The organism is Providencia alcalifaciens, from assembly GCF_915403165.1.
Classification (GTDB): domain Bacteria; phylum Pseudomonadota; class Gammaproteobacteria; order Enterobacterales; family Enterobacteriaceae; genus Providencia; species Providencia alcalifaciens_C.
Genome location: NZ_OU659204.1, coordinates 2,627,862 through 2,647,787, shown reverse-complemented (window position 1 = coordinate 2,647,787; position 19,926 = coordinate 2,627,862). Strand labels below are relative to the sequence as shown.

Annotated in this window: 18 protein-coding genes, 1 other RNA gene and 1 pseudogene; 9 read left to right on the top strand and 11 right to left on the bottom strand. The window is 40.0% G+C overall.

The features are described from left to right. The first annotated feature begins 1 nt into the window (after position 1). Positions 2-1,858, top strand: coding sequence for a nuclease domain-containing protein (locus tag LDO73_RS12170; protein WP_224058107.1), 1,857 nt, complete (start codon positions 2-4; stop codon positions 1,856-1,858). A 111-nt stretch (positions 1,859-1,969) separates the two neighbouring features. Here LDO73_RS12170 and LDO73_RS12165 read toward each other — a convergent pair. Beyond that, positions 1,970-2,554 (bottom strand): annotated as a pseudogene (locus LDO73_RS12165) (site-specific integrase); the annotation flags it as partial. A 394-nt stretch (positions 2,555-2,948) separates the two neighbouring features. On the opposite strand from LDO73_RS12165, the gene LDO73_RS18155 reads away from it, so the two are divergent. Together LDO73_RS18155 and LDO73_RS12155 are read left to right on the top strand one after the other, a co-directional pair. Then, entirely contained in the window at positions 2,949-3,503 is a 555-nt protein-coding gene (locus LDO73_RS18155) for a hypothetical protein (RefSeq protein ID WP_224058105.1), read from the top strand. A 42-nt stretch (positions 3,504-3,545) separates the two neighbouring features. Then, positions 3,546-4,979: a DNA translocase FtsK gene (locus tag LDO73_RS12155; RefSeq protein WP_224058103.1), complete on the top strand. Its 1,434-nt coding sequence runs from the start codon at positions 3,546-3,548 to the stop codon at positions 4,977-4,979. A gap of 109 nt (positions 4,980-5,088) precedes the next feature. Here the strand turns inward: LDO73_RS12155 and ssrA are convergent. Together ssrA and smpB are read right to left on the bottom strand one after the other, a co-directional pair. Continuing rightward, positions 5,089-5,452, bottom strand: a transfer-messenger RNA (tmRNA) gene (ssrA, locus tag LDO73_RS12150). A 47-nt stretch (positions 5,453-5,499) separates the two neighbouring features. Next, complete coding sequence (smpB, locus tag LDO73_RS12145) at positions 5,500-5,982, bottom strand: SsrA-binding protein SmpB (RefSeq protein WP_006814817.1); 483 nt, start codon at positions 5,980-5,982, stop codon at positions 5,500-5,502. Positions 5,983-6,135: 153 nt separating this feature from the next. Here smpB and LDO73_RS12140 point away from each other — a divergent pair, with 153 nt between their 5' ends. After that, complete coding sequence (locus tag LDO73_RS12140; protein WP_224058102.1) at positions 6,136-6,570, top strand: type II toxin-antitoxin system RatA family toxin; 435 nt, start codon at positions 6,136-6,138, stop codon at positions 6,568-6,570. Continuing rightward, positions 6,563-6,856, top strand: coding sequence for an RnfH family protein (locus tag LDO73_RS12135; protein WP_224058100.1), 294 nt, complete (start codon positions 6,563-6,565; stop codon positions 6,854-6,856). Before LDO73_RS12140 ends, LDO73_RS12135 begins: the two co-directional genes overlap by 8 nt. 280 nt (positions 6,857-7,136) lie before the next feature. Here LDO73_RS12135 and bamE read toward each other — a convergent pair whose 3' ends face one another. The 3 genes from bamE to nadK form a co-directional block, all read right to left on the bottom strand. After that, entirely contained in the window at positions 7,137-7,529 is a 393-nt protein-coding gene (gene bamE, locus LDO73_RS12130; protein WP_224058098.1) for an outer membrane protein assembly factor BamE, read from the bottom strand. A 112-nt stretch (positions 7,530-7,641) separates the two neighbouring features. Beyond that, positions 7,642-9,303 (bottom strand): DNA repair protein RecN, encoded by a 1,662-nt coding sequence (gene recN / locus LDO73_RS12125; protein ID WP_224058096.1) that lies wholly within the window; start codon positions 9,301-9,303, stop codon positions 7,642-7,644. A gap of 85 nt (positions 9,304-9,388) precedes the next feature. Further along, on the bottom strand, positions 9,389-10,273 hold the full coding sequence (gene nadK, locus LDO73_RS12120) for an NAD(+) kinase (protein WP_181478775.1): 885 nt from the start codon (positions 10,271-10,273) through the stop codon (positions 9,389-9,391). A 116-nt stretch (positions 10,274-10,389) separates the two neighbouring features. Between nadK and grpE the strand changes: the two genes are divergently transcribed. Then, positions 10,390-10,980 carry a nucleotide exchange factor GrpE gene (grpE, locus tag LDO73_RS12115; protein WP_036949413.1) on the top strand — a complete coding sequence of 197 codons (591 nt, stop codon included), beginning with the start codon at positions 10,390-10,392 and terminating at the stop codon, positions 10,978-10,980. A 108-nt stretch (positions 10,981-11,088) separates the two neighbouring features. Here grpE and ung read toward each other — a convergent pair whose 3' ends face one another. Beyond that, entirely contained in the window at positions 11,089-11,769 is a 681-nt protein-coding gene (ung, locus tag LDO73_RS12110) for a uracil-DNA glycosylase (RefSeq protein ID WP_224058093.1), read from the bottom strand. 339 nt (positions 11,770-12,108) lie between these two features. Here ung and grcA point away from each other — a divergent pair, with 339 nt between their 5' ends. Then, positions 12,109-12,492, top strand: a complete 384-nt coding sequence (gene grcA / locus LDO73_RS12105; RefSeq protein WP_108478520.1) for an autonomous glycyl radical cofactor GrcA — start codon at positions 12,109-12,111, stop codon at positions 12,490-12,492. Between the two features lie 160 nt (positions 12,493-12,652). After that, a complete protein-coding gene (locus tag LDO73_RS12100) occupies positions 12,653-14,107 on the top strand; it encodes an ankyrin repeat domain-containing protein (protein WP_224058092.1) in 1,455 nt (484 codons plus the stop codon). Positions 14,108-14,159: 52 nt separating this feature from the next. Here the strand turns inward: LDO73_RS12100 and srmB are convergent, their stop codons facing one another. The 4 genes from srmB to LDO73_RS12080 all read right to left on the bottom strand — a co-directional run bounded on the left by srmB (position 14,160) and on the right by LDO73_RS12080 (position 19,004). After that, a complete protein-coding gene (gene srmB / locus LDO73_RS12095; RefSeq protein ID WP_224058091.1) occupies positions 14,160-15,515 on the bottom strand; it encodes an ATP-dependent RNA helicase SrmB in 1,356 nt (451 codons plus the stop codon). 181 nt (positions 15,516-15,696) lie between these two features. Next, positions 15,697-16,902, bottom strand: a complete 1,206-nt coding sequence (gene gltS / locus LDO73_RS12090; protein ID WP_224058090.1) for a sodium/glutamate symporter — start codon at positions 16,900-16,902, stop codon at positions 15,697-15,699. 450 nt (positions 16,903-17,352) lie between these two features. Next, on the bottom strand, positions 17,353-18,270 hold the full coding sequence (gene hutG / locus LDO73_RS12085; protein ID WP_224058089.1) for a formimidoylglutamase: 918 nt from the start codon (positions 18,268-18,270) through the stop codon (positions 17,353-17,355). A gap of 2 nt (positions 18,271-18,272) precedes the next feature. After that, entirely contained in the window at positions 18,273-19,004 is a 732-nt protein-coding gene (locus LDO73_RS12080; protein WP_224058087.1) for an IclR family transcriptional regulator, read from the bottom strand. Positions 19,005-19,163: 159 nt separating this feature from the next. Here LDO73_RS12080 and trmN point away from each other — a divergent pair, with 159 nt between their 5' ends. Then, positions 19,164-19,898 carry a tRNA(1)(Val) (adenine(37)-N(6))-methyltransferase TrmN gene (gene trmN, locus LDO73_RS12075; RefSeq protein WP_224058086.1) on the top strand — a complete coding sequence of 245 codons (735 nt, stop codon included), beginning with the start codon at positions 19,164-19,166 and terminating at the stop codon, positions 19,896-19,898. Positions 19,899-19,926: the final 28 nt, after the last annotated feature.

The following is a 19,926-nucleotide window of genomic DNA, read 5'->3' as shown; positions in this document are numbered from 1 at the left end:
GGTGAGAATTAAAATATCAATTTTAGGAGGGAAGCGTCAAGGTGACGCTTTTGAATTACCCTTAGTTGAATCTAAAAGTAAGTCAGCTGTTTTCATTCTTGAAGATGAAGCTATCGAAATATCATTCTCTAGTGAGTTATTTTACGATAGAGTATCTTTACTTTTATATGAAAATGAAATGCAACCTACAGTGATTGAACAGCATAATGATTTATGGATTTATAAATGGCAACCTAGAAGATTAGGGAAGTTCAACTATGAATGTATTTTTCATAATTATTATGGCATTGCCGAATTAGCTTTAGAGTTGAAAGCTGAAGAAAACATCGAAATAGTTAACTTTCAAGCAGTAGAGGTTCTCGCGAGAAAAATAAATGCAGAGCGAGTGGAAAAAATGCTTTCATTTCTAGCTGGAGTTGATAGTGAAGTACTATGTTCTTTCTTTAGAGTAACTCGTCGTCAAGCGGGTTATAAGCATGGTGATACTCCTGCAGAAATCTTACTTGAGCAAATTGAAAATATTACAGAAACAACATCAATATTAGTAAAGAAAATAGTTAATAGACCAATTACTAAATTATCAACGATAGGAAAATATGTTTATCCTAATGATAGCACTAATGTTGATGATCTTACACTATCATGGCTTTGTAATAATATAGATGAACTTTCTGAAACTGATTGTATTGATCATGCTATTTTAGAATACAATGATAGTTTCTATATAGCTGGGAAATTAATTGAGCATAAGGCAACGGAAGATTCAGATGTTTATGAAAATCAGGTGATCTATGGTTTTATAAATACTTTGATTCAAACCACATCAATGTTACTTTTTGGTTTTGAAATGCCTGAAGGAAAAACCAATAAAGTAAATGAAACACCTCTAGGGTATATTAGTTTCTTTAGTCAAATTCAACGTTTTCAAAAGTGTATTAACCAGAGGAAGATATTGAAATGTAAATCTATTTTAACTAATCTTCATTCTATAAAGAGAATGCTGACTGAAAAAATACCATCGAAAAAACATATAGTCGGTATACCTACATTCACGATGAAAGCCAAAAAGAATCCCTTATATTTATCACTGTTTAAAAAAATAGTCGATTGGTATCGTTTTGGGAGTCCTGATTGGAGTGTACAAGAAGAGCTGTTGTCAATTCAGAGTATTCCAAAGCTATTTGAATATTATTCTTTATTCTATATTAAGACTATCTTAGAAAGAAAGTATAATTCTAATTTTTCAAGTGAACCTGTAAGTGAATCATTATTATTTAGCATTAACATTGAAAAAGGTCTAAAGTTGAGTTTGTTTTATGAGCCAAAATATTGGATGGTTAATCATCCTAAAGTTGATTTTAGAGGGCTTATAAATACTGAGGGGTGGACTACTTATAATGGAAAGGTATCAAAACGTTCTAGTTCTAGTCGATTTTCAAATAGATCACCAGATTTTGTTATTAAAATAAATGATAATTACAAGAATGAAAAATATATTATTTTAGATGCAAAATATACATATTCCGATAAAGCATTTACTCAATATCTCCCTGACTTAACTCTTAAGTATTTGCATGGGCTTCACTCCATTTCAAATATTAAAAATATAATTACAGGATTGATGATACTAAATCCTGATGAAGAATCAAAAGTAAGAGATTTTCATCATAGTAATTTTGATGTTTTTTCAGAAAAACCTGCCCTACCATTTTTATTATGTGGAGCAATTTCTCCTGGTGATGAGTTTGTTGGTAATAGTCAATTTGAAAATACATTACTTCAGATAGTTGATCTAACTAGGCGACAAGTTAATGAAGTTGATATAAATACTTATCCTCTAAATGCGAATTTTGCATAAGATGATAATACTAAATATCACACATTAAAAGGCTGATGTTAATTTAAATATGCCCCGAGTTAAACTATCTCAGGGCGTTTTATATTCATATAGTTCCTGATAAAAGAAGTATTAATTAGCTGAAGAGAAATTTTGATACTTAATATTATAAGCTGTATAGCCGTCATACTCTTTAAGATAATGCCTAAACAGCATCTCAGGCCCTTTATGCCCCATTTGTCCTGCTAGCCAAAATAGATTAGCGCCTTGGCTGATATACCTCGTGGCAAAGGTATGTCTAGTTTGATATGGATTGCGATATCGAATACCTGCTTTTTTCAGCGTCGGTACCCATGCTTTTTTCCTGATCGCATCAGCACCTGCCCAGACTTTATTTGTTTTCGGGTCTTCAAAAATTACACCATCTTTCATAAACGTGAATTGCTTTTGGTCATTTAGGGCGTTCATGGCTTCACTATTCAACTCTACCTTTCTGGTACCAGCTTTAGTTTTGGTTTTCTTAATAACACCTACTACGCTGGCGGACTGCACGTGTGCGGTATTCTCTAAAAAATCTATATCGCTCCATCTCAATGCGCATAATTCAGAACTTCTTAACCCAGTATTAATGGCAAACTGAAATAAGTTTTTCTATTGCTCGTATCTTGCCGCAGCGAGTAGGGCTGAGATTTCTTTAGGTGATAGAGGGCAAATCACTCAGTTACTATTAAGGTTCATAGTTTTTGAGTCTTAAGGCCATTGTTTTTGCTATCTAGAGGAAAGTGTCTCACATTAGATATTTATGTGATAAAGAGCTTATTTGACCTTGTTATATGCTGGATTTACGTTTGAATTAGAAAAATATTAACTTGATATATCATAATTTACATTTTTTCAATGGAGTGAAATAGAGTGTTATTTATCAGTAAGGCATAAAGATTTTCAGATATAAACAATATGTGATTTAATTTATTGAAGCCAAATAGATTGCCTATTTGTAAAGACTGTATCTACTTGGCCGTAATTTCATGATAAAAATAATTGGCTTAATTTAAAGTGAATTAAGTATAAATGCCTATATAAGCGCGTATTTTAGCGATGTAAGAATTTTATGGACTATCAATTCAAATCATACAGTAAGGGTAACAAGGAAAAATCATTATCTACTTATTTTATTTTTATCCTTTATTGCTATTGGCTAGCATATCTATTTCTGTCGTTTTTTTTAGGCGACAATGTTGTGTTATTCGAATGGTTTCCAATATGGACAATTTCTATTGTTTTTGCCATTTTCACTGGGGTAATTGGCAGCGTTTGGAGTACCTTTCTGCGCCCTAAAAAACAAGTATATAGTAATTTTCTTTGGGGCGGATTCCTTGGACTTATGTTTATCGTGCCTCTATTTGATGTGCTTGCCTATTCATTGGCAAATAAAACAGTTCGCTACCAAACAGAATATGAAATCGTATCACCAGGGCCGAGAGTTGGTAAATCGGGTAGATGTGAATATGGTATATGGATAAAAGAAATCTATACTGACCGGTGGACATTATCTTGCATCAAAGAGCCAAACTCGAAAACGTTGAAAAATACAGGAGTGCTCTGGGTCAGAGTAAAAACGAGCCCTATGGGGGCATACATGATTGATTATCAGTTTTCCCGATAATTCCTTATATTAAAAGATAAATAGTTATTCAGGAGAAATTTGATGTCACAACCGTTTATTCATACTTCTGTGTTTTGTTGGTCACCTCAAGAGCTAGATATGATGGCTCGTGCTATTGAATCTTGCTTTCTGCAATACCAAATAAGAGGAGAGGTTGTCGGCTATGACGAAGGCGCAACATTTACACTCTTTAGAATCGAGCTGGGCAGGGGGATAAAAGCATCTCAAGTGACGGCGCTAGTGCCAGAGTTGTGTCGCTTCCTGAGTGTCGTTGATATAAAAATCATTGATTTTATTGCAGGGACGCCTTGTATCGGGTTACGCGTTACTAACACTTATCGTCGAGTAGTACCTTTTGCTGAGTGCTTTAATGTATGGTGCGGAAGTGGTGGTTTATCCTCTCTTTCAGTCATGTTAGGCGAAGATATTATTGGAGATCCAATTGGTTGGGATCTGGCTCAAATGCCGCATTTACTTATTGCAGGCGTGACGCGCTCAGGCAAGTCAATGTTAATGCATTCCTTGGTAATGAGCATTTTATACAGAAACTCGCCGGATAAAGTTCGCTTTGTGATGTTTGATACAAGCCAGCTTGAACTCAGCTTATATAACGATATACCTCACTTATTATTTCCTGTTATCTCTGCTCCTATTCAGTCAATAAATCCATTAACGTTTTTGGTCGCGGAATTGCAGCGCCGTCAAAAATTATTTGGCGCATTAAATCAACGTAATTTGAGTGGATACAATAAAGTAATATCAAATACGAAAGAGCTAAATATGCCTTTGCCTGATCCTTTCTGGCGTCCTAGAGAAAGTGACAGTGAGCATCCGTATTTAGGTTGTGAGCCTGAAATTGTTGTTTGTGTTGATGATTACGTCCAACTTATTGGTGAATATAAGCAAATAGGAGAAATGTTGGTTCTATTGAGCCAGCAAGGTCATGCGGTTGGTATTCACTTAATTCTGACAACTCGTAGCCCTTTATCCACCAGTATTGGCACACAGCTTCGAGTTAATATTCCTACACGCATTGCTCTTTCTGTGTCCTCTAGGGCTGACTCTAATTTAATCCTTGATCAGTATGGTGCAGAATCACTATTTGGTTTGGGGGATATGCTATTCGCATCACCGAGTTTATCTGAACCGACTAGGATTCAAGGTACTTATGTGAGTGATTCAGATATCAGGGATACAGTCGATTATTGTAAACGATGGGGAAGTGCGAGTTATCTTAATCTTTATAATGATGCCCAGAATAGTGGTATGTCAGAGGAAGAGCTTGACCCATTATTTGATCAAGCAACTGAATTTGTTGTAGAGCAACAGCGCGTTTCTATTTCAGGTATTCAGAGGCAATTTAGAATCGGTTATAACAGAGCGGCAATGATCGTTGAACAGTTAGAATCTAACGGTATAGTCAGTGAGCCGATTCATAATGGTAACCGCGAGGTGTTAGCTCCGCGATCTAGTTAGAAAGAGATCATGATGGGGAGGTGATTGAGCTTGATTATAAGTGGCAGTCACAAAGTGGACATTAGATAAAACAAAGGGGCTGCGTTTTCACGCAACCCCTTGATTTAATTGGTGGAGCTGGCGGGAGTTGAACCCGCGTCCGAAATTTCTACATCCTCGGTACTACATGCTTAGTCTAGTCTTTAATTTCATTTGCCAACTGCGGACAGACACGCCATCAACAAACTATCCTGATTAAGTTTAACGCTTCAACCCCAGGCAAGGCATCCACGCGATCTCTTTTGGGTTTGACTTCTCTTGATCCCCGTCCTAAGAGCGGAGGCTAGGGAGAGAAGGCTCTAAGCAGGTTATTAAGCTGCTAGTGCGTAGTTTTCGTCGTTTGCGACTATTTTTTTGCGGCTTTTTACGAGGCCAACCGCCCCTCGGCATGCACCTTGGGTTTCGCAAATCCCGTCGAATCCAGAATCAGCCCCAAGTTATGAGCGCAGTATAACAGAAAATAACTCTATAAAGCTAGGACTTAGCGATTAGAATGTTTCATTATTCGTGCTTTATCTAATTGCCACTCTCTATCTTTGATATCAGAACGCTTGTCGTGGGCTTTTTTACCTTTGGCGACGCCAATTTTCACTTTGCACCACGCGTTTTTCCAATATAAGGAAAGAGCGATGACGGTATAGCCTTCACGGTTAACTTTACCGTAAAGGGTATCTAATTCACGCTGATTAAGAAGTAATTTTCTACTGCGAGTTGGATCACAGACGACATGGGATGACGCTACCGTCAGTGGTGTAAAGTTGGCACCAAACAGATAGGCTTCACCATCTCGCAGTAAAACATAGCTATCACCAATGTTGGCTTTGCCCGCGCGTAATGATTTAACTTCCCAACCTTGTAGGGATAAACCCGCCTCGAACTCCTCTTCGATAGAATATTCGTGGCGAGCACGTTTGTTCATAGCAATTGTTGCTGAACCGGGTTTATATGGTTTTTTCTTTGTCATAGTTCATTCATTATACGTTAAGATGCGTTGAATGAAATCGTTCAACACTGATATTTTTGCGATTGTGCATTTCTTGCCCTGCACGGGTTTTGTTTTTTGAGTAACCCATCAATGGTGCTATTATATGCGCAGTTTTTGGGGATAGGAATTGATATGCCACAGATTAGTCGCTCTGCGTTAGTCCCTTTTAGCGCAGAACAAATGTATAAACTTGTGAATGATGTGATTTCATATCCAAGTTTTTTACCGGGATGCGTTGGAAGCCGAATTATTAGCCAAAATTCTGATGAAATGACGGCCTCGGTTGAGGTTTCAAAGGCGGGAATTAGCAAAACCTTCATTACGAAAAATACGTTGGAAGAAAATAAACGTATCCAAATGCAATTAGTTGAAGGCCCTTTTAGAGCCTTAACTGGGGGATGGCAGTTTATTCCTTTGAGTGCTGACGCCTGTAAAATTGAATTTCATCTCGATTTTGAATTTACGAACAAGCTGGTTGAATTGGCATTCGGTAAAATATTCAAAGAGCTGGCTAATAATATGGTTCAAGCATTTACGTCTCGCGCTAAGGTCGTTTACCGTGTCTGATATCAATATTGAAGTGACTTATGCGTTGCCTGAAAAGCAATTTTTGCTCTCTGTGAAGGTTGCAGAAGGAACCACGATTGAAGAAGCAATTATTGCGTCGGGTATTTTAACGTTGCGTTCGGATATCGATTTAAAGAAAAATAAAGTGGGCATTTATAGTCGCCCAGCGAAATTGGGTGATGTCGTTCAAGAAGGGGATAGAATCGAAATTTATCGCCCATTGATTGCCGACCCGAAAGAGCTACGTCGCAAGCGAGCTGAAAAATCGAAAGAGAATAATAAATAAGATATTGCGTAGTGAGTGAATCAATTTGATATGAAGCCGAGTGAAAGCTTGGTTTTTTTGTATCTAATTTATAGGTTTTTTCTTTGTGGGTGCGATGGATGCCTCGATTGATAGGCTAGAACGTAGAGGATGGCGCTTTATGTATTGACAAGAAACTATAAAGGGATGAACAAAAACACTAAAGTAACTACCTGTTTGTTATCCCATCATGTAAATGGAGCAGGTAGCTACTTATACATATTCAAGTTATACACGCTCAAGCATTACGCTATATAGGGTGTTATTCCGCTGCTTTTGGTTCTGATGCTTTAATTTCACCAGCTTCCATGGCTTGTTGCGCTTCAAGGTTTTTTTCGTTTTTGATATCTGTCAGGATACCGTTGCGATCAAACGTCAGCGTCAATGTTTCTTGCTTCACTGGATCATGCCCCAGCTCTTGGCGGAAAACATAAAACCAAGTCTGAGAACCAAACGGGTCAGTCATCATTGGCGTGCCTAAAGCATAAGCAACCTGTTGCTGTGTCATTCCTTTTTTAATCTTCGCAACATCTTTCGCCGTCAGGTAGTTACCTTGGTTAATATCCGGATGATAGACAAGACGTTCCATCATTGAACAGCCCGTGGACATTAATGCGAATGATAGTGCTGCAGCAGTTAACAATTTATAACGCATGGATATCTCATTCCTTTTGGAGTCAGAACATCAATGATAATCGACATTGATACAATTTAAAACCTTCCAGATCGACTCTAAGACAACAGGAGATAAAAAAAGTTGTCGAAATTTAAGCTGCGAGCAACTCTTTTGCATTAGCTAACGTATTTTTTGTCACTTCAGAACCTGCGAGTAACCTTGCAAGTTCTTGTAATCTAGATTTTTTATCCAGTAATTGCATGTGAGTCTCGGTTTCCACACCGTTTGTTTCTTTACTAACATAAAAATGCTGATGACCGCAGCCTGCAACTTGAGGCAAATGAGTCACACACATAACTTGGGTGGATTCACCCAGTTCACGGAGCAATTTCCCGACGATAGCAGCGGTTGGGCCACTGATCCCCACGTCCACTTCATCAAAAATTAACGCCGGAGTATCCATTTTTTTCGCGGAGATCACTTGAATAGCTAAAGCGATGCGAGATAGCTCACCACCTGATGCGACTTTTGCTAATGCTTGATGTGGCTGTCCTGGGTTAGTAGTGACATTGAATTCGACTTTGCAGGCACCATCAATTTGCAAATGTTCAGGAACAAATTTTACATCAATCGTGAAGAGGCCATGAGGCATTGAAAGTTGGTGCATACTGCTGGTAATTAGCTGGCTGAGCTCTTGTGCATAATGCCGGCGTACATGATGTAAACGTTCCGCACATTCTAACGCTTTTTGGTTGTCAGCAATGACTTGTGCATTTAAAGCTTCACAATCTTCATTTTGGTTAGCAATCTGATTTTGTTCTTCAACTAATTGCTGGAAAAGTTCAGGTAGAGCTTCAGGCGTAACGTGGTGCTTACGTGCCAAACTAATTTGTTTGGAAATTCGCTGTTCCAATTCAAATAAACGATTTGGGTCTAATTCATATTGATCGCAGTAATGTTTAATTTCATCACTCACTTCGCTAACTTGAATGGTCGCTTCTTCCAGCATATCCAATAACCCTGAGAATTTAGGGTTCAGAGCGACTAAGTCGGAAAGCTCATTTTTTGCCATATTGAGAAGGCTGATGACGTTCGCATCATCACTTTCTGTCAGAATTTGTGCTGTTGTTTGCCCAATAGTTAAAAATTGCCCGTGATTAGCAAGCTGCTTATATTCTTGGTCAATTTCCTCAAACTCCCCTTGAATAGGTAGGAACTCATTGAGCTCTTTTAAATGATAATCAAGCAATTGCTGGCGAGACTCACGCTCTTGCATTTGTTTTTGAAAAACAGCTAATTGCTGACAAGATTCATGCCATTTTTGCCACGTTTGCTTCATTTGAGCGAGTAATTCTTGCTGATTAGCGTAGGCATCAAGTAAGGATTGCTGATGGTCATTATCTAATAATAGTTGGTGGGCATGTTGGCCATGAATTTGGATCAGTAATGCGCCCAGTTCACGTAATTGGGATAAGGGAACGGAGACACCATTAATAAAGCCTCGAGAGCGTCCATCAATAGCGATGGTTCGACGAAGTAAGCACTCATTTTGATTATCAAGCTGATGCTCAATGAGCCAGTTTGCCGCCATTTGAGCGTCAGATAGTGAAAAGCGAGCACACAAGTCGGCACGTTGAGCGCCAGGGCGAACCATATTGGCTTCACCTCGGTTACCTAAACATAAACCAAGAGCATCGATAGCAATGGATTTCCCCGCACCGGTTTCACCTGTAATTGTCGTCATACCGCTACGAAAATCGATTTCTAACTCACGAACGATAGCAAAATTATTGATGGTTAGTTGGGTTAGCATCTGCGCTCTCCTGTTTAAATACACACCTGTGTTTTCATACAGTTTAGCCTGTTTTTTTATACAGTAAAGAGGCAGTGCGAAAAATTTAAAAAGTTTTTTTAGACCAACCGAGTTTTGAACTTAATGTATTGAAATAATTATAATCTTTTGGATGAACTAAATTCAGGCTCTTCGAGCTGCGTTTAATAATCACCTCTTCGCCATCCTGTATGGGTAGCATAATTTGACTGTCGCAACTGACTTCATAATCAATATTGGTTCGTAAAAATTTTAAGCGGATACTGCTGTCGCTGCTGATCACTAGCGGGCGAGACGATAGGGTGTGTGGGAACATCGGCACGAGTACAATAGCGTCTAGATTCGGTGTCAGGATAGGCCCCCCAGCGGATAAAGAGTAGGCTGTTGAGCCTGTCGGGGTCGCAATAATTAAGCCATCTGAGCGTTGTGAAAAGGCAAATTTTTCATCAATGTAAACTTCAAACTCAATCATATGCGCGACTTTACCAGGGTGCAGAACCACTTCGTTGATGGCGCTACTTTTACGGGCTTTTTGATTCGCTTTAATAACTTGAGCTTCTAATAAAAAGCGCTGCTCTTCGTGATATTCGCCATCAAGAACACAAGAAAGTTGTTGAAGGGCATTGTCGGGGTCCAGGTCGGTTAAAAAACCTAAATTGCCGCGGTTTACACCAATAACTTTATTGTTATAGCGGGATAAAATTCGCGCGGCTCCAAGCATGTTGCCATCACCTCCAACAACAACGACTAAATCGGCTTGTTGACCGATTTCTGTTAAAGTCCCTGTATTGGCATCTTTTAATTTCAAATCCTTAGCCACTTGTTTATCAATTATTGCGTGGTAATTTTTTGAAATTAGCCAATGATAGATAAGTTCATGGGTCGCCAGTGCTTCAGGGTGCCTTGGGTGTCCGACAATACCGATAGTTTTAAATTGTGAAGATGGTGTCATCTTAGCCTTTTGCATACTTTTTTAACTCCTCGTTGTATGACTTCCCTTGAATCCCTGTATTAGATCCCCATAATACTCTCATAGATAGAATTATTGCTAAATACGCGGAGATATTCATGAGTAGTAAAGAACAAAACATGCATGATGAGCAAGCTTCTGAGCAAAATGAAACACAAAAAGTTCAAGCAGAGCAAGAAGTTGATACTCAACAAGCAGATTTACAAGCCGAAGAACAAGCGTTAGCAGCGCGTATTGCTGAGCTTGAACAGCAACTTGAAGCTTCCCGTAAAACTGAACGCGAAGCGATGTTACGTGCTCACGCTGAAATCGAAAATATTCGACGTCGTACAGAACAAGATATTGAAAAAGCCCACAAGTTCGCGCTTGAGAAGTTTTCCAATGAATTGTTGCCTGTTATTGATAACTTAGAGCGTGCAATTGAGGCTGCTGATCGTGACAACGAAGAATCCAAAGCGATGTTAGAAGGCTTAGATCTTACGTTGAAAACGTTCTTAGATGCCGTTTCTAAGTTTGGTATTGAGCCTGTTGATGCGGCAAATGTACCATTCAACCCTGAGGTTCACCAAGCAATGACCATGATTGAATCTCCTGACCACAGTGCAGGACAAGTGATCAATGTGATGCAAAAGGGTTATACCTTGAATAACCGTCTGTTGCGCCCTGCAATGGTCATTGTTTCTAAATAAGTTTAGAGCATAAATAGTTTTAGGGTATATAACGAAAATGGGATGCTGAGCATCCCATTTTTCTATTACGAACTTCATCACCAACACATTTATCGCTATATAATTTGTTTATTCAGGAATAACCGGATACCAATCAATAGGTGCGCGGCCCTGTTGTTCAAGCAATTGATTAGCTTGCGAGAAATGACCACATCCTAAGAAGCCTCGATGCGCAGAAAGTGGGGATGGATGAGGTGCTTTAAGTACATGGTGGCGTTTAGTATCGATAATGCGACCTTTCTTTTGTGCATGAGAGCCCCATAAAAGAAAAATCACGCCCTCAGTATGATCATTAATCGCCTGAATCACTTTATCTGTAAAGGTTTCCCAACCTAGATGTGCATGTGAGTGCGCATTGCCTTGTTCTACAGTTAATACAGTATTGAGGAGTAAAACCCCTTGTTGCGCCCAGCTAAGCAGGTAGCCATGTTCTGGGCGAACAAATCCAGGAATATCTTTCTCAAGCTCTTTATACATATTGACGAGTGAAGGCGGCGCTTTAATACCCGGACGTACAGAAAAGGATAAGCCGTGTGCTTGTCCTGGTCCATGATAGGGGTCTTGTCCTAAGATCACGACTTTGATATCAGGTAACTCTGTATAGCGAAACGCATTGAAAACATCTTCTTGCGGAGGGTAGATTGTTTTTCCGCTTTCCCTTTCTTTTGCGACAAACGCGAGAGTTTCTTTGAAATAAGTTTGTGATTTTTCCGCACCGATTACGTCGTGCCAAGTCATCGTATTTGACATGAATGATCCCATAGTGATGTGTTTTATAGTTCGTAGCTTACTGGTTCATGACGTAGAGATAAAGTGTTGTTCTGCGCTAACCCACTCAAAGTATTTAAAATTAATTTGAAAATTTACAAAAATAATTAAAAAATCTAAATGTGAATATTGATTTAAATCATGAAGATGCACTGACTTGGTTAATTACCATACGAAATATTTGATAAATATCAAAGAATATAGGGGTTCTAGCTGGTATATATTAGTTAAATAGGTTGGTTAGACCAATTGTCCAATCAACAGCGATTAAAAACAGTTAGCAAAGATTGATCAAAATCTGATTCGAACGTGGAGGTCGAGATGATTACTGGTATTCAAATTACTAAAAGTGACAATGCAGCACTGCTGAACTCTTTCTGGTTAATCGATAGCGAGACAAATGAAGCTCGTTGCGTGTGTGCGAAAGCAGATTATAGCGAAGGCCAGGTTGTTCCTAAAGATGAATTAGGTGCTTTTGAGAGCCGCGAAGTTCCTCTGGAAATGAAACCAACTGTTCGTGTAGAAGGTGGTCAGCACTTAAATGTTAACGTATTAAGCCGTGAAACATTAGAAGATGCAGTAAAAAATCCAGAGAAATATCCTCAATTAACTATCCGTGTTTCTGGTTATGCAGTACGTTTTAATTCATTAACGCCTGAACAACAGCGTGACGTTATTACCCGTACTTTCACTGAAAGCCTGTAATAAATATTAAGAGGTCAATAGATCTCTTATCTTAATAAATTCTAAAAGCCATTGTTCTCAATGGCTTTTTTATTTGCCCCTAACAAAGTTGATTATTTCCCCCCTTGGCTATTTATATTTCAATATTCTTCCAGCATACAGCATTTGTTAGGGAGAATTTATGCCATTTAGTACAGCAATACAGCAGACAGTAAGTAAGGATGAACTTTCTTTTGTTGAGGAAGGTTTAAATTTATATCAACAAAATACATTTTTAGATTCATCATGCAGTTTTAGAGATAAATGGCCTAAGAATGTCACGAAAGAGGAGTTTTTAGGAAGAGATGCACAGAATAAAGATTATCTTTTAGCGTTACTATCACAAGGTGCCTATCATCGTAATTGGCGTGATATTCAAGGAATAGAAAAGCTTAGCGCGTCAAAAATTAATGAATTAGGTATAGATGCAGAACTTTTAAATAATGAATTTACAGGTTTTCAATCGAATATTTGTTGTTTTAATGGTCTGTATATTATTTGCTTTGCGGGAACGAATGATATTGTCGATTTTTATGCCAATATTCGGCAAGGGCTAGGATATTATGAGCCTCAATTCTTTCAGGCAGTGGGGTTAACGAATATTCTATATCGAGCCGTGAAAGGCAATATTATCTGCACAGGGCACTCTCTAGGGGGCGGCCTTGCATCAATAGCCGGATTGGCGAGTCAATCACCTTGTATTTCATTTAGTCCTTCAGGGCTTGCTCAAAATACAGTACATAAAATTGGAATGGATTATAACATTGCTAAGCAACAAGCAGATGAAGGTTTGATACGCTTTTATACTGTTCAATATGATTGGCTTGATGCATTTCAAAACACGTTACCAATCCCTTCTGCGTTGGGAAATCGTATCAAAATGGCTTACAGCGAACATAATTCTTGGAAAGACTGGTTACCACACCGTTTGTTGACCAGGAGCTTTATTGCACATTCAATGTTTAAGATTATTAGGATGATGTGCAAACATAAACCATGGAATAATTGGAATGCGATTACAGGTGAATTTGATAAAACAGCGGATTCTATGTTGAATGAATTTCCTAACGTAGAGCTAAAACAAAGTTTTAATTGGCAGGAAAGTTGTAAAAATTCAATTAAGAAAGAAAATATCAGTGAATTTAAAGTGCTGCTTTCAATGAAAAATAAGCACTGTGATATTGATAAACTCGCAATGCAATCTGTTCGTGCAGGTAATAGCCAATTTATAAAAGTATTATTGGAGTCTCCATACGGGCAGGGGATTAAAAAAATGCAGTTGGCTCAGCAAAAAACAGTCTTACATTTAGCGGCTCAAAGCGGGAGAGTGGCTCAATCAGAAATTTTGCTAAGTAATGGTTTAATGGTCAATGTGAGAGATAATTTGGGAAATACCCCGTTGCATGATGCTTTAAATAGTCACTCTTTAGATGTTGCTGAATTATTATTATCGAATGGTGCAGATTGGCGAATGGAAAATAATCAGGGTTATAGCTGCCGAGATATTTTAGATAATCATATGATAAAAGCAGAATCGTTAACTAATGAAAGCCGGGCAATGAGGGAGAAGGTCTATAAGCTAATGAACTTAAGTTAATAAATGAAAAACGGGCCGAAGCCCGCTTTTGTCAGTATCACTCGATTGAGTTTTACTTGGTTTTATTGCTATCCGCAGTTGCAGATGGCGTAGTTTCAGATGATATAGCTGGAGTGCGACGTTTACCGATATTTTTCTTATCGCGATGGCGTACTTTTTCTTTTTTCTTAGTTTGCTCTTCTTTTTTCTTTTCTTTACGCTTAGCCAGTACTTTCTTAGAGGGTTTTGGCTTATTTAGCATCGCTTCAGAAGGCGCTTTGGTTGTTGGGCGTAATGAATCTACCACACGCATCTTAATCGGTTCTTCGATGTAGCGAGTGATTTTACCCAGTAGAGGGAAATCGTGTGCTTCAACTAAAGAAAGAGCAGTACCTTTGCGTCCTGCACGACCAGTACGACCGATACGGTGCAAATAGACATCTGCGGTGCGCGGTAAGTCAAAGTTAAAAACATGGCTGATGTTTTCAATATCTAATCCACGGGAAGCAACGTCTGTCGCAACGAGGACTTTAACTTGTCCAGTCACTAAGCGGCGAACGGCTTCGTTACGCTTCGCTTGCACCATTTCGCCTTCGATATAGCAAGGTTCAACACCTGCCTCACGCAACCATTGAACAACTTCACGAACGCGTTCACGTTTACGTACAAAGACAATCGATTTGGTGACATCTTCTTGCTTGATAAGGTGGCACAGTAGCGCAGTTTTATGTTCTAACGTGTCAGCGCGATAGTAAAATTGTTGGATTTTCTTGCGTTCACGACGAGAAGGGTCAGCTTCAATTTCGATAGGATCTTCGAGTAGGCGCTCAGCAAAGTCACGAATCGCCTCGCCTTCAAGGGTCGCGGAGAACAACATGGTTTGCTTGCGCCAGCGGGTTTCGCCTGCGATAGTTTCGATATCGTGCGCAAAGCCCATGTCCAGCATACGGTCAGCTTCATCGAGGATCAGAATTTCCACCGCGCGGCAATCGAAGTTTTCTTCTTTAATGTATTGCAGCAAACGTCCAGTGGTTGCGACGACGATATCTTGGTTTTCGCTGAACACTTCAGCGTGGTTCATATACGCAACGCCGCCTGTGATGGTGGCAACGTCTAAATGATTATGTGCACACAACTCTTTAGCTTGATCAGCGACTTGCATAGCGAGTTCGCGAGTTGGTGTTAAAATCAGAACGCGAGGCGGACCTGATTTTTTTCTTGGGAAATCAAGTAAATGTTGAATGGCTGGCAATAAGAATGCCGCAGTTTTACCTGTTCCGGTAGGGGCTGAACCTAAAACGTCGCGTCCATCCATTGCAGGTGGGATGGCAGCTTCTTGGATGGCCGTCGGGCGCTCGTAACCTTTATTGGTCAGCGCGGTGATCAGGCTTTCATCAAGCTCAAGTTCAGAAAAAGTGGATGCAGTCATGATATACCTCTATTTGGGGCGCTGATTATAAACAGGTTAGCAAAATTGTTCACCACAAAAATCAGCTTTGTGCAGAGTTTACCTGTTTTTGTTGGCGGGGGGTATATAAGGAAGTGGCTTACTTATAATGCTCCCTCTTACCAAACCATGTCGTATAGTGGGTAAGAGGGATGAAGTGGAATTAGCTGAGCATGTTAATTAACCATGTGTGGTAAGGAATTCCCACGAGGTCGATAAGTACAGCGCCGCTTAATGGCACAATCATAAACGCTTTCATGGAAACTTGCTTATAGCGCTCACAGACCGATGACATATTTGCCATTGCGTTCGGCGTTGCACCTAAACCATGTCCCATCATGCCAGAACACATTACTGCAGCATCGTAGTTTTTGCCTAAGAGTCTGAAGACGACGAAAACAACGAATAGGATGATGGCAATAGTTTGCGCCAGTAAGATGATGAACAATGGCAGCGCGATGACTTTCAGTTCCCAAATCTTAAGCGACATCATCGCCATGGTTAAGAATAAGCCCAGTGAAACATCCGAAATTAAGTTGATGGATTTTTGGTTAATACGAACAACTTCAACTTGGTCGTTAATGTTGCGCACAATAATTGCGATAATCATTGCACCTACATAGCTTGGTAAAGAGAACCCTGTGGCTTTAGTGAATTGCGCAGACGCAAATTGACCGACGACCATCACACCTAAAATCAGCGCTAACATTTTTAAGAATGCATGGGCGTCGATAGAGTCGATTTTGCCTGCCAGTTTCTCTTCAACTTTTACACTGGCAACGTTCTCTTCAGCCTGGATGGTGACTTTATGTTTCTTAATTAAGTAGCTCGCGATAGGGCCACCTAATAAGCTTCCTGAAATCAGACCAAAAGTTGCTGCCGCAATCGCTGCAACGGTTGCAGACTGTACGCCAAGACCTTCAGCCATACCACCAAATGCCGCCGCACCACCGTGTCCACCTGTTAAGGAAACCCCGCCAGCCATGATCCCGATAACCGGGTCGATACCTAATAAATGCGCCAAACCGGCACCAAAGGTGTCTTGGAAAATAACCAATGTCCAGCAAATTAACAGGTAAGTAATCAGTAAGCGTCCGCCGCTTTTTAATATACGGAAGCTGCCATCAATACCAACAGTCGTAAAGAACGCCACCATTAAGAATGACTGCAAGCTGGTATCGAACGTAATTTCAGCTAAATCGAAAGACTTTAATCCCCAAATAAGCAGGCTGACTAAAAAACCACCAATTACCGGTGAAGGGATACAAAAACGCTGTAGCCATTCAATGCGTTTTTTGAGGTGAACACCCATCAGTAAGCAAACTACAGTCAGGAAGAGGGTGGTGAGTGTGTCAATTTGGAATGTCATGTTTTTCCCTTTTTTTATACCATGTCTTTCAAGCTACAGCGTTGTTGGTTTCTCTCAGCTACCCTAGTCACATACTTTATGTATGCTCCTAGGGCTACCTTCGTTCACCGCCTAGCTGTAACTCGAAATCCAAGGGTATAAATGTCTTTATAATGAAAGAGATAAATACGCTTAATTTTCAAGCTACAGCGTTGTTGGCCGCGTTCGGCTACCCTAGTCACATACTTATGTATACTCCTAGGGATATCCTCTCTAGCCGCCTAGCTGTAACTCGAAATCCAAGGGTATAAATGTCTTGTTAAAGACACGATAAAATTGTTTTTCGTGCTACAGCGTTAGGGTCACAATGCTGTTTATTTTTAACTAGTTGCTTAGTTGACTAAGCTTTTATTTATATTTTGAAAGACAAGGTAAAGTTGTTTATCAGTCGTTTTATTGTGTTTGTTGTTTTTAGAATAAATATTGGTAAACCAAGTAAGCTGCTAGTTTTGATGTGTGGTTATCAATATCAAATTCAGGATTGCACTCAGCGATATCAAACAGCGCAATCTTGCCGCTAGATTTGATGACGTTAAATAATTCATCAAATGTTTCAGTGGAAATCCCTCGAGCGGCCGGTGCGCTGACTCCCGGTGCGATACCCGCAGAGAACACATCCAAATCCACAGTGACATACAGGTAATCCACAGAATTTATAAATTGTTTAATCTGTTCAATTGCTTGTGGTAATAAGCTCGAGGTTAAGGCCTTATCGCGAATATAGTGGCAGCCTAAGCGGTCCGCTGTATCAAATAACACTTTGGTATTACCGTGATCGGCGATGCCTAAACACAGGTAATTGAAAGGGCGCTGGTGCTTAGCGCACAGCAGCGATGATTGTAAAAACGGCGTACCGGATGTGGCTTCTGGGGCTTCGCGTAAATCAAAGTGCGCATCAAAATTGATGAGCCCAATGGTTTTTTCTGGTTGATGTTTTTGAACGAAATCGAAAACACCTTGGAAGCTCGCAAAGCCGACTTCGTGCCCCCCACCTAAAACAATGGGTTTTTGGCGCTGTTCTAACACAGAGATTATCTCATCGGATAGGCGGCGTTGAGCCGCTTCCAGATCACCATCGTCACAACTTACGGTTCCTACATCACGGATAGCCAATGGCTGGTGGATAGGCAGGCCAGCAAGTTGACGACGGATGGCATCAGGGCCGGCTTTAGCGCCTTGGCGACCTTTATTGCGTCGAACACCTTCGTCCGAAGCGAAGCCAATAATGGCAAACTCTGCAGGTGAGTGTTGGTTGATGACTTGGTGAATGCGTAAATGTTCCGGTGTTTCACCATCAGTACGACCTTGCCATTGAAAAGGTTGTGTCATAGTTACTCCAAGTTAATCAGTTTTGTTATATTTTGGGCCGTTTGACATGTGGCTTTAATTAGCTCATCGACGCGGTTGATGGCACGAAATTCGGGTGCCATGACAGAGACGACAGCTAAAATATCGCTGCCTTTAAAAACAGGTGCCGATGCGCCAAAAACACCAGCGTCAATTTCACCAACAGAAATGCCATAGCCTTGTTGGCGGATTTGGATCAGATCCTGTTTTAATTTTTGTAAATAGTTATCTTTGTATAGCTGCTTGGCGTGAGTTTCGAAGACCAATTCTTGGTATTGTTCATCACGGTAGGCTAAGAGGGTTTTGGCACTAGCGCCGCGGATCACGGTATTGCCATGTCCGACAATAAAAGAGCAACGTACGGCTTGTTCACTATCAATTTTATCGACACAAATGGTTTCCCGTAGGTTAGCGGTGATAATTGCCGCAGTCTCTTGGGTCTTTTTCGCTAATGCGTGCAGTTCTGATTTTGACGAGGTCATCAGCAAACTGTGGTGATAGTATTTTTCTTGTGTTTTGATACTCTGCGCACCAACGGTATAGGTGCCATATTGCTTAGAGTAAGTCACAAATTCCCAATTTATGAGAATAGTTAAAAGACGATAAACCGTAGAAAGAGGAATATCTAACTCTTTGGAGATGGTTTGAGGTGTGATTGGAGATGCGCAAGTCGTGACAAACGATAAGATATCTAGTGTTCTATTAATACTGTTCATGGCATCTCCTTTTTCTCGAACTTAGCAGCAAAAAAAAACACTAACAAATGATATTCTCAAAATATGAGAATAATATTATTGAAATTAGATTAAATTTATAGATTTGTGGGTTGAAGTTGAGAATATTCACGCAAATCCTATTTAAACCAGAGTGGCAGTATGAGCGAACAAAAAAAGAGTCATCGAAAAGGCGGGTTTACCTTCAAACAATTTTTTGTCGCACATGACCGTTGTGCGATGAAGGTCGGTACAGATGGGGTATTACTCGGTGCGTGGGCACCGATTAATTCGGTAAAATACGCGTTGGATATTGGCTGTGGAAGCGGATTAATTGCCTTAATGCTCGCCCAGCGTAGTGATCAAATTTGGGTTGATGCCGTTGAACTCGATGATGCGGCAGCGTTACAAGCACAGGAAAACTTTGATGAATCTCCATGGACTGAACGGCTACATGTGTTCCATCAGGACATTGTTAGGTTTAGCGAGCAGCCTAATCGCCAGTATGATTTAATCGTGAGTAATCCACCTTATTTTGAACCGGCGGTGGCGTGTCGAGATGAAAAACGCGATCAGGCTCGCTATACCGGAACACTCACTCACCAAGTATTACTCGATAGCGCGAAAGCGTGTTTGGCTCCAGACGGTATTTTTTGTTTGGTATTGCCTTATGAAGTGGGGGAGAAAGTTGAAGCGATGGCAATGGCGAGCGGTTGGAATTTAGCTTACCGCGTGCAAGTTCAGGATAAAGCACATACGCCATATCATCGGATGTTATTAGGGCTGACGACAAAGATGACGGAGCCGGTTATTTCGTCTTTAGCATTGAAAAAAACAGATGATAGCTATACGAATGAATTTATCTCGTTGATCCAGCCATTTTATCTTAAGTACTAAAAGCCTATCTGTGGTTAATGTACAGATA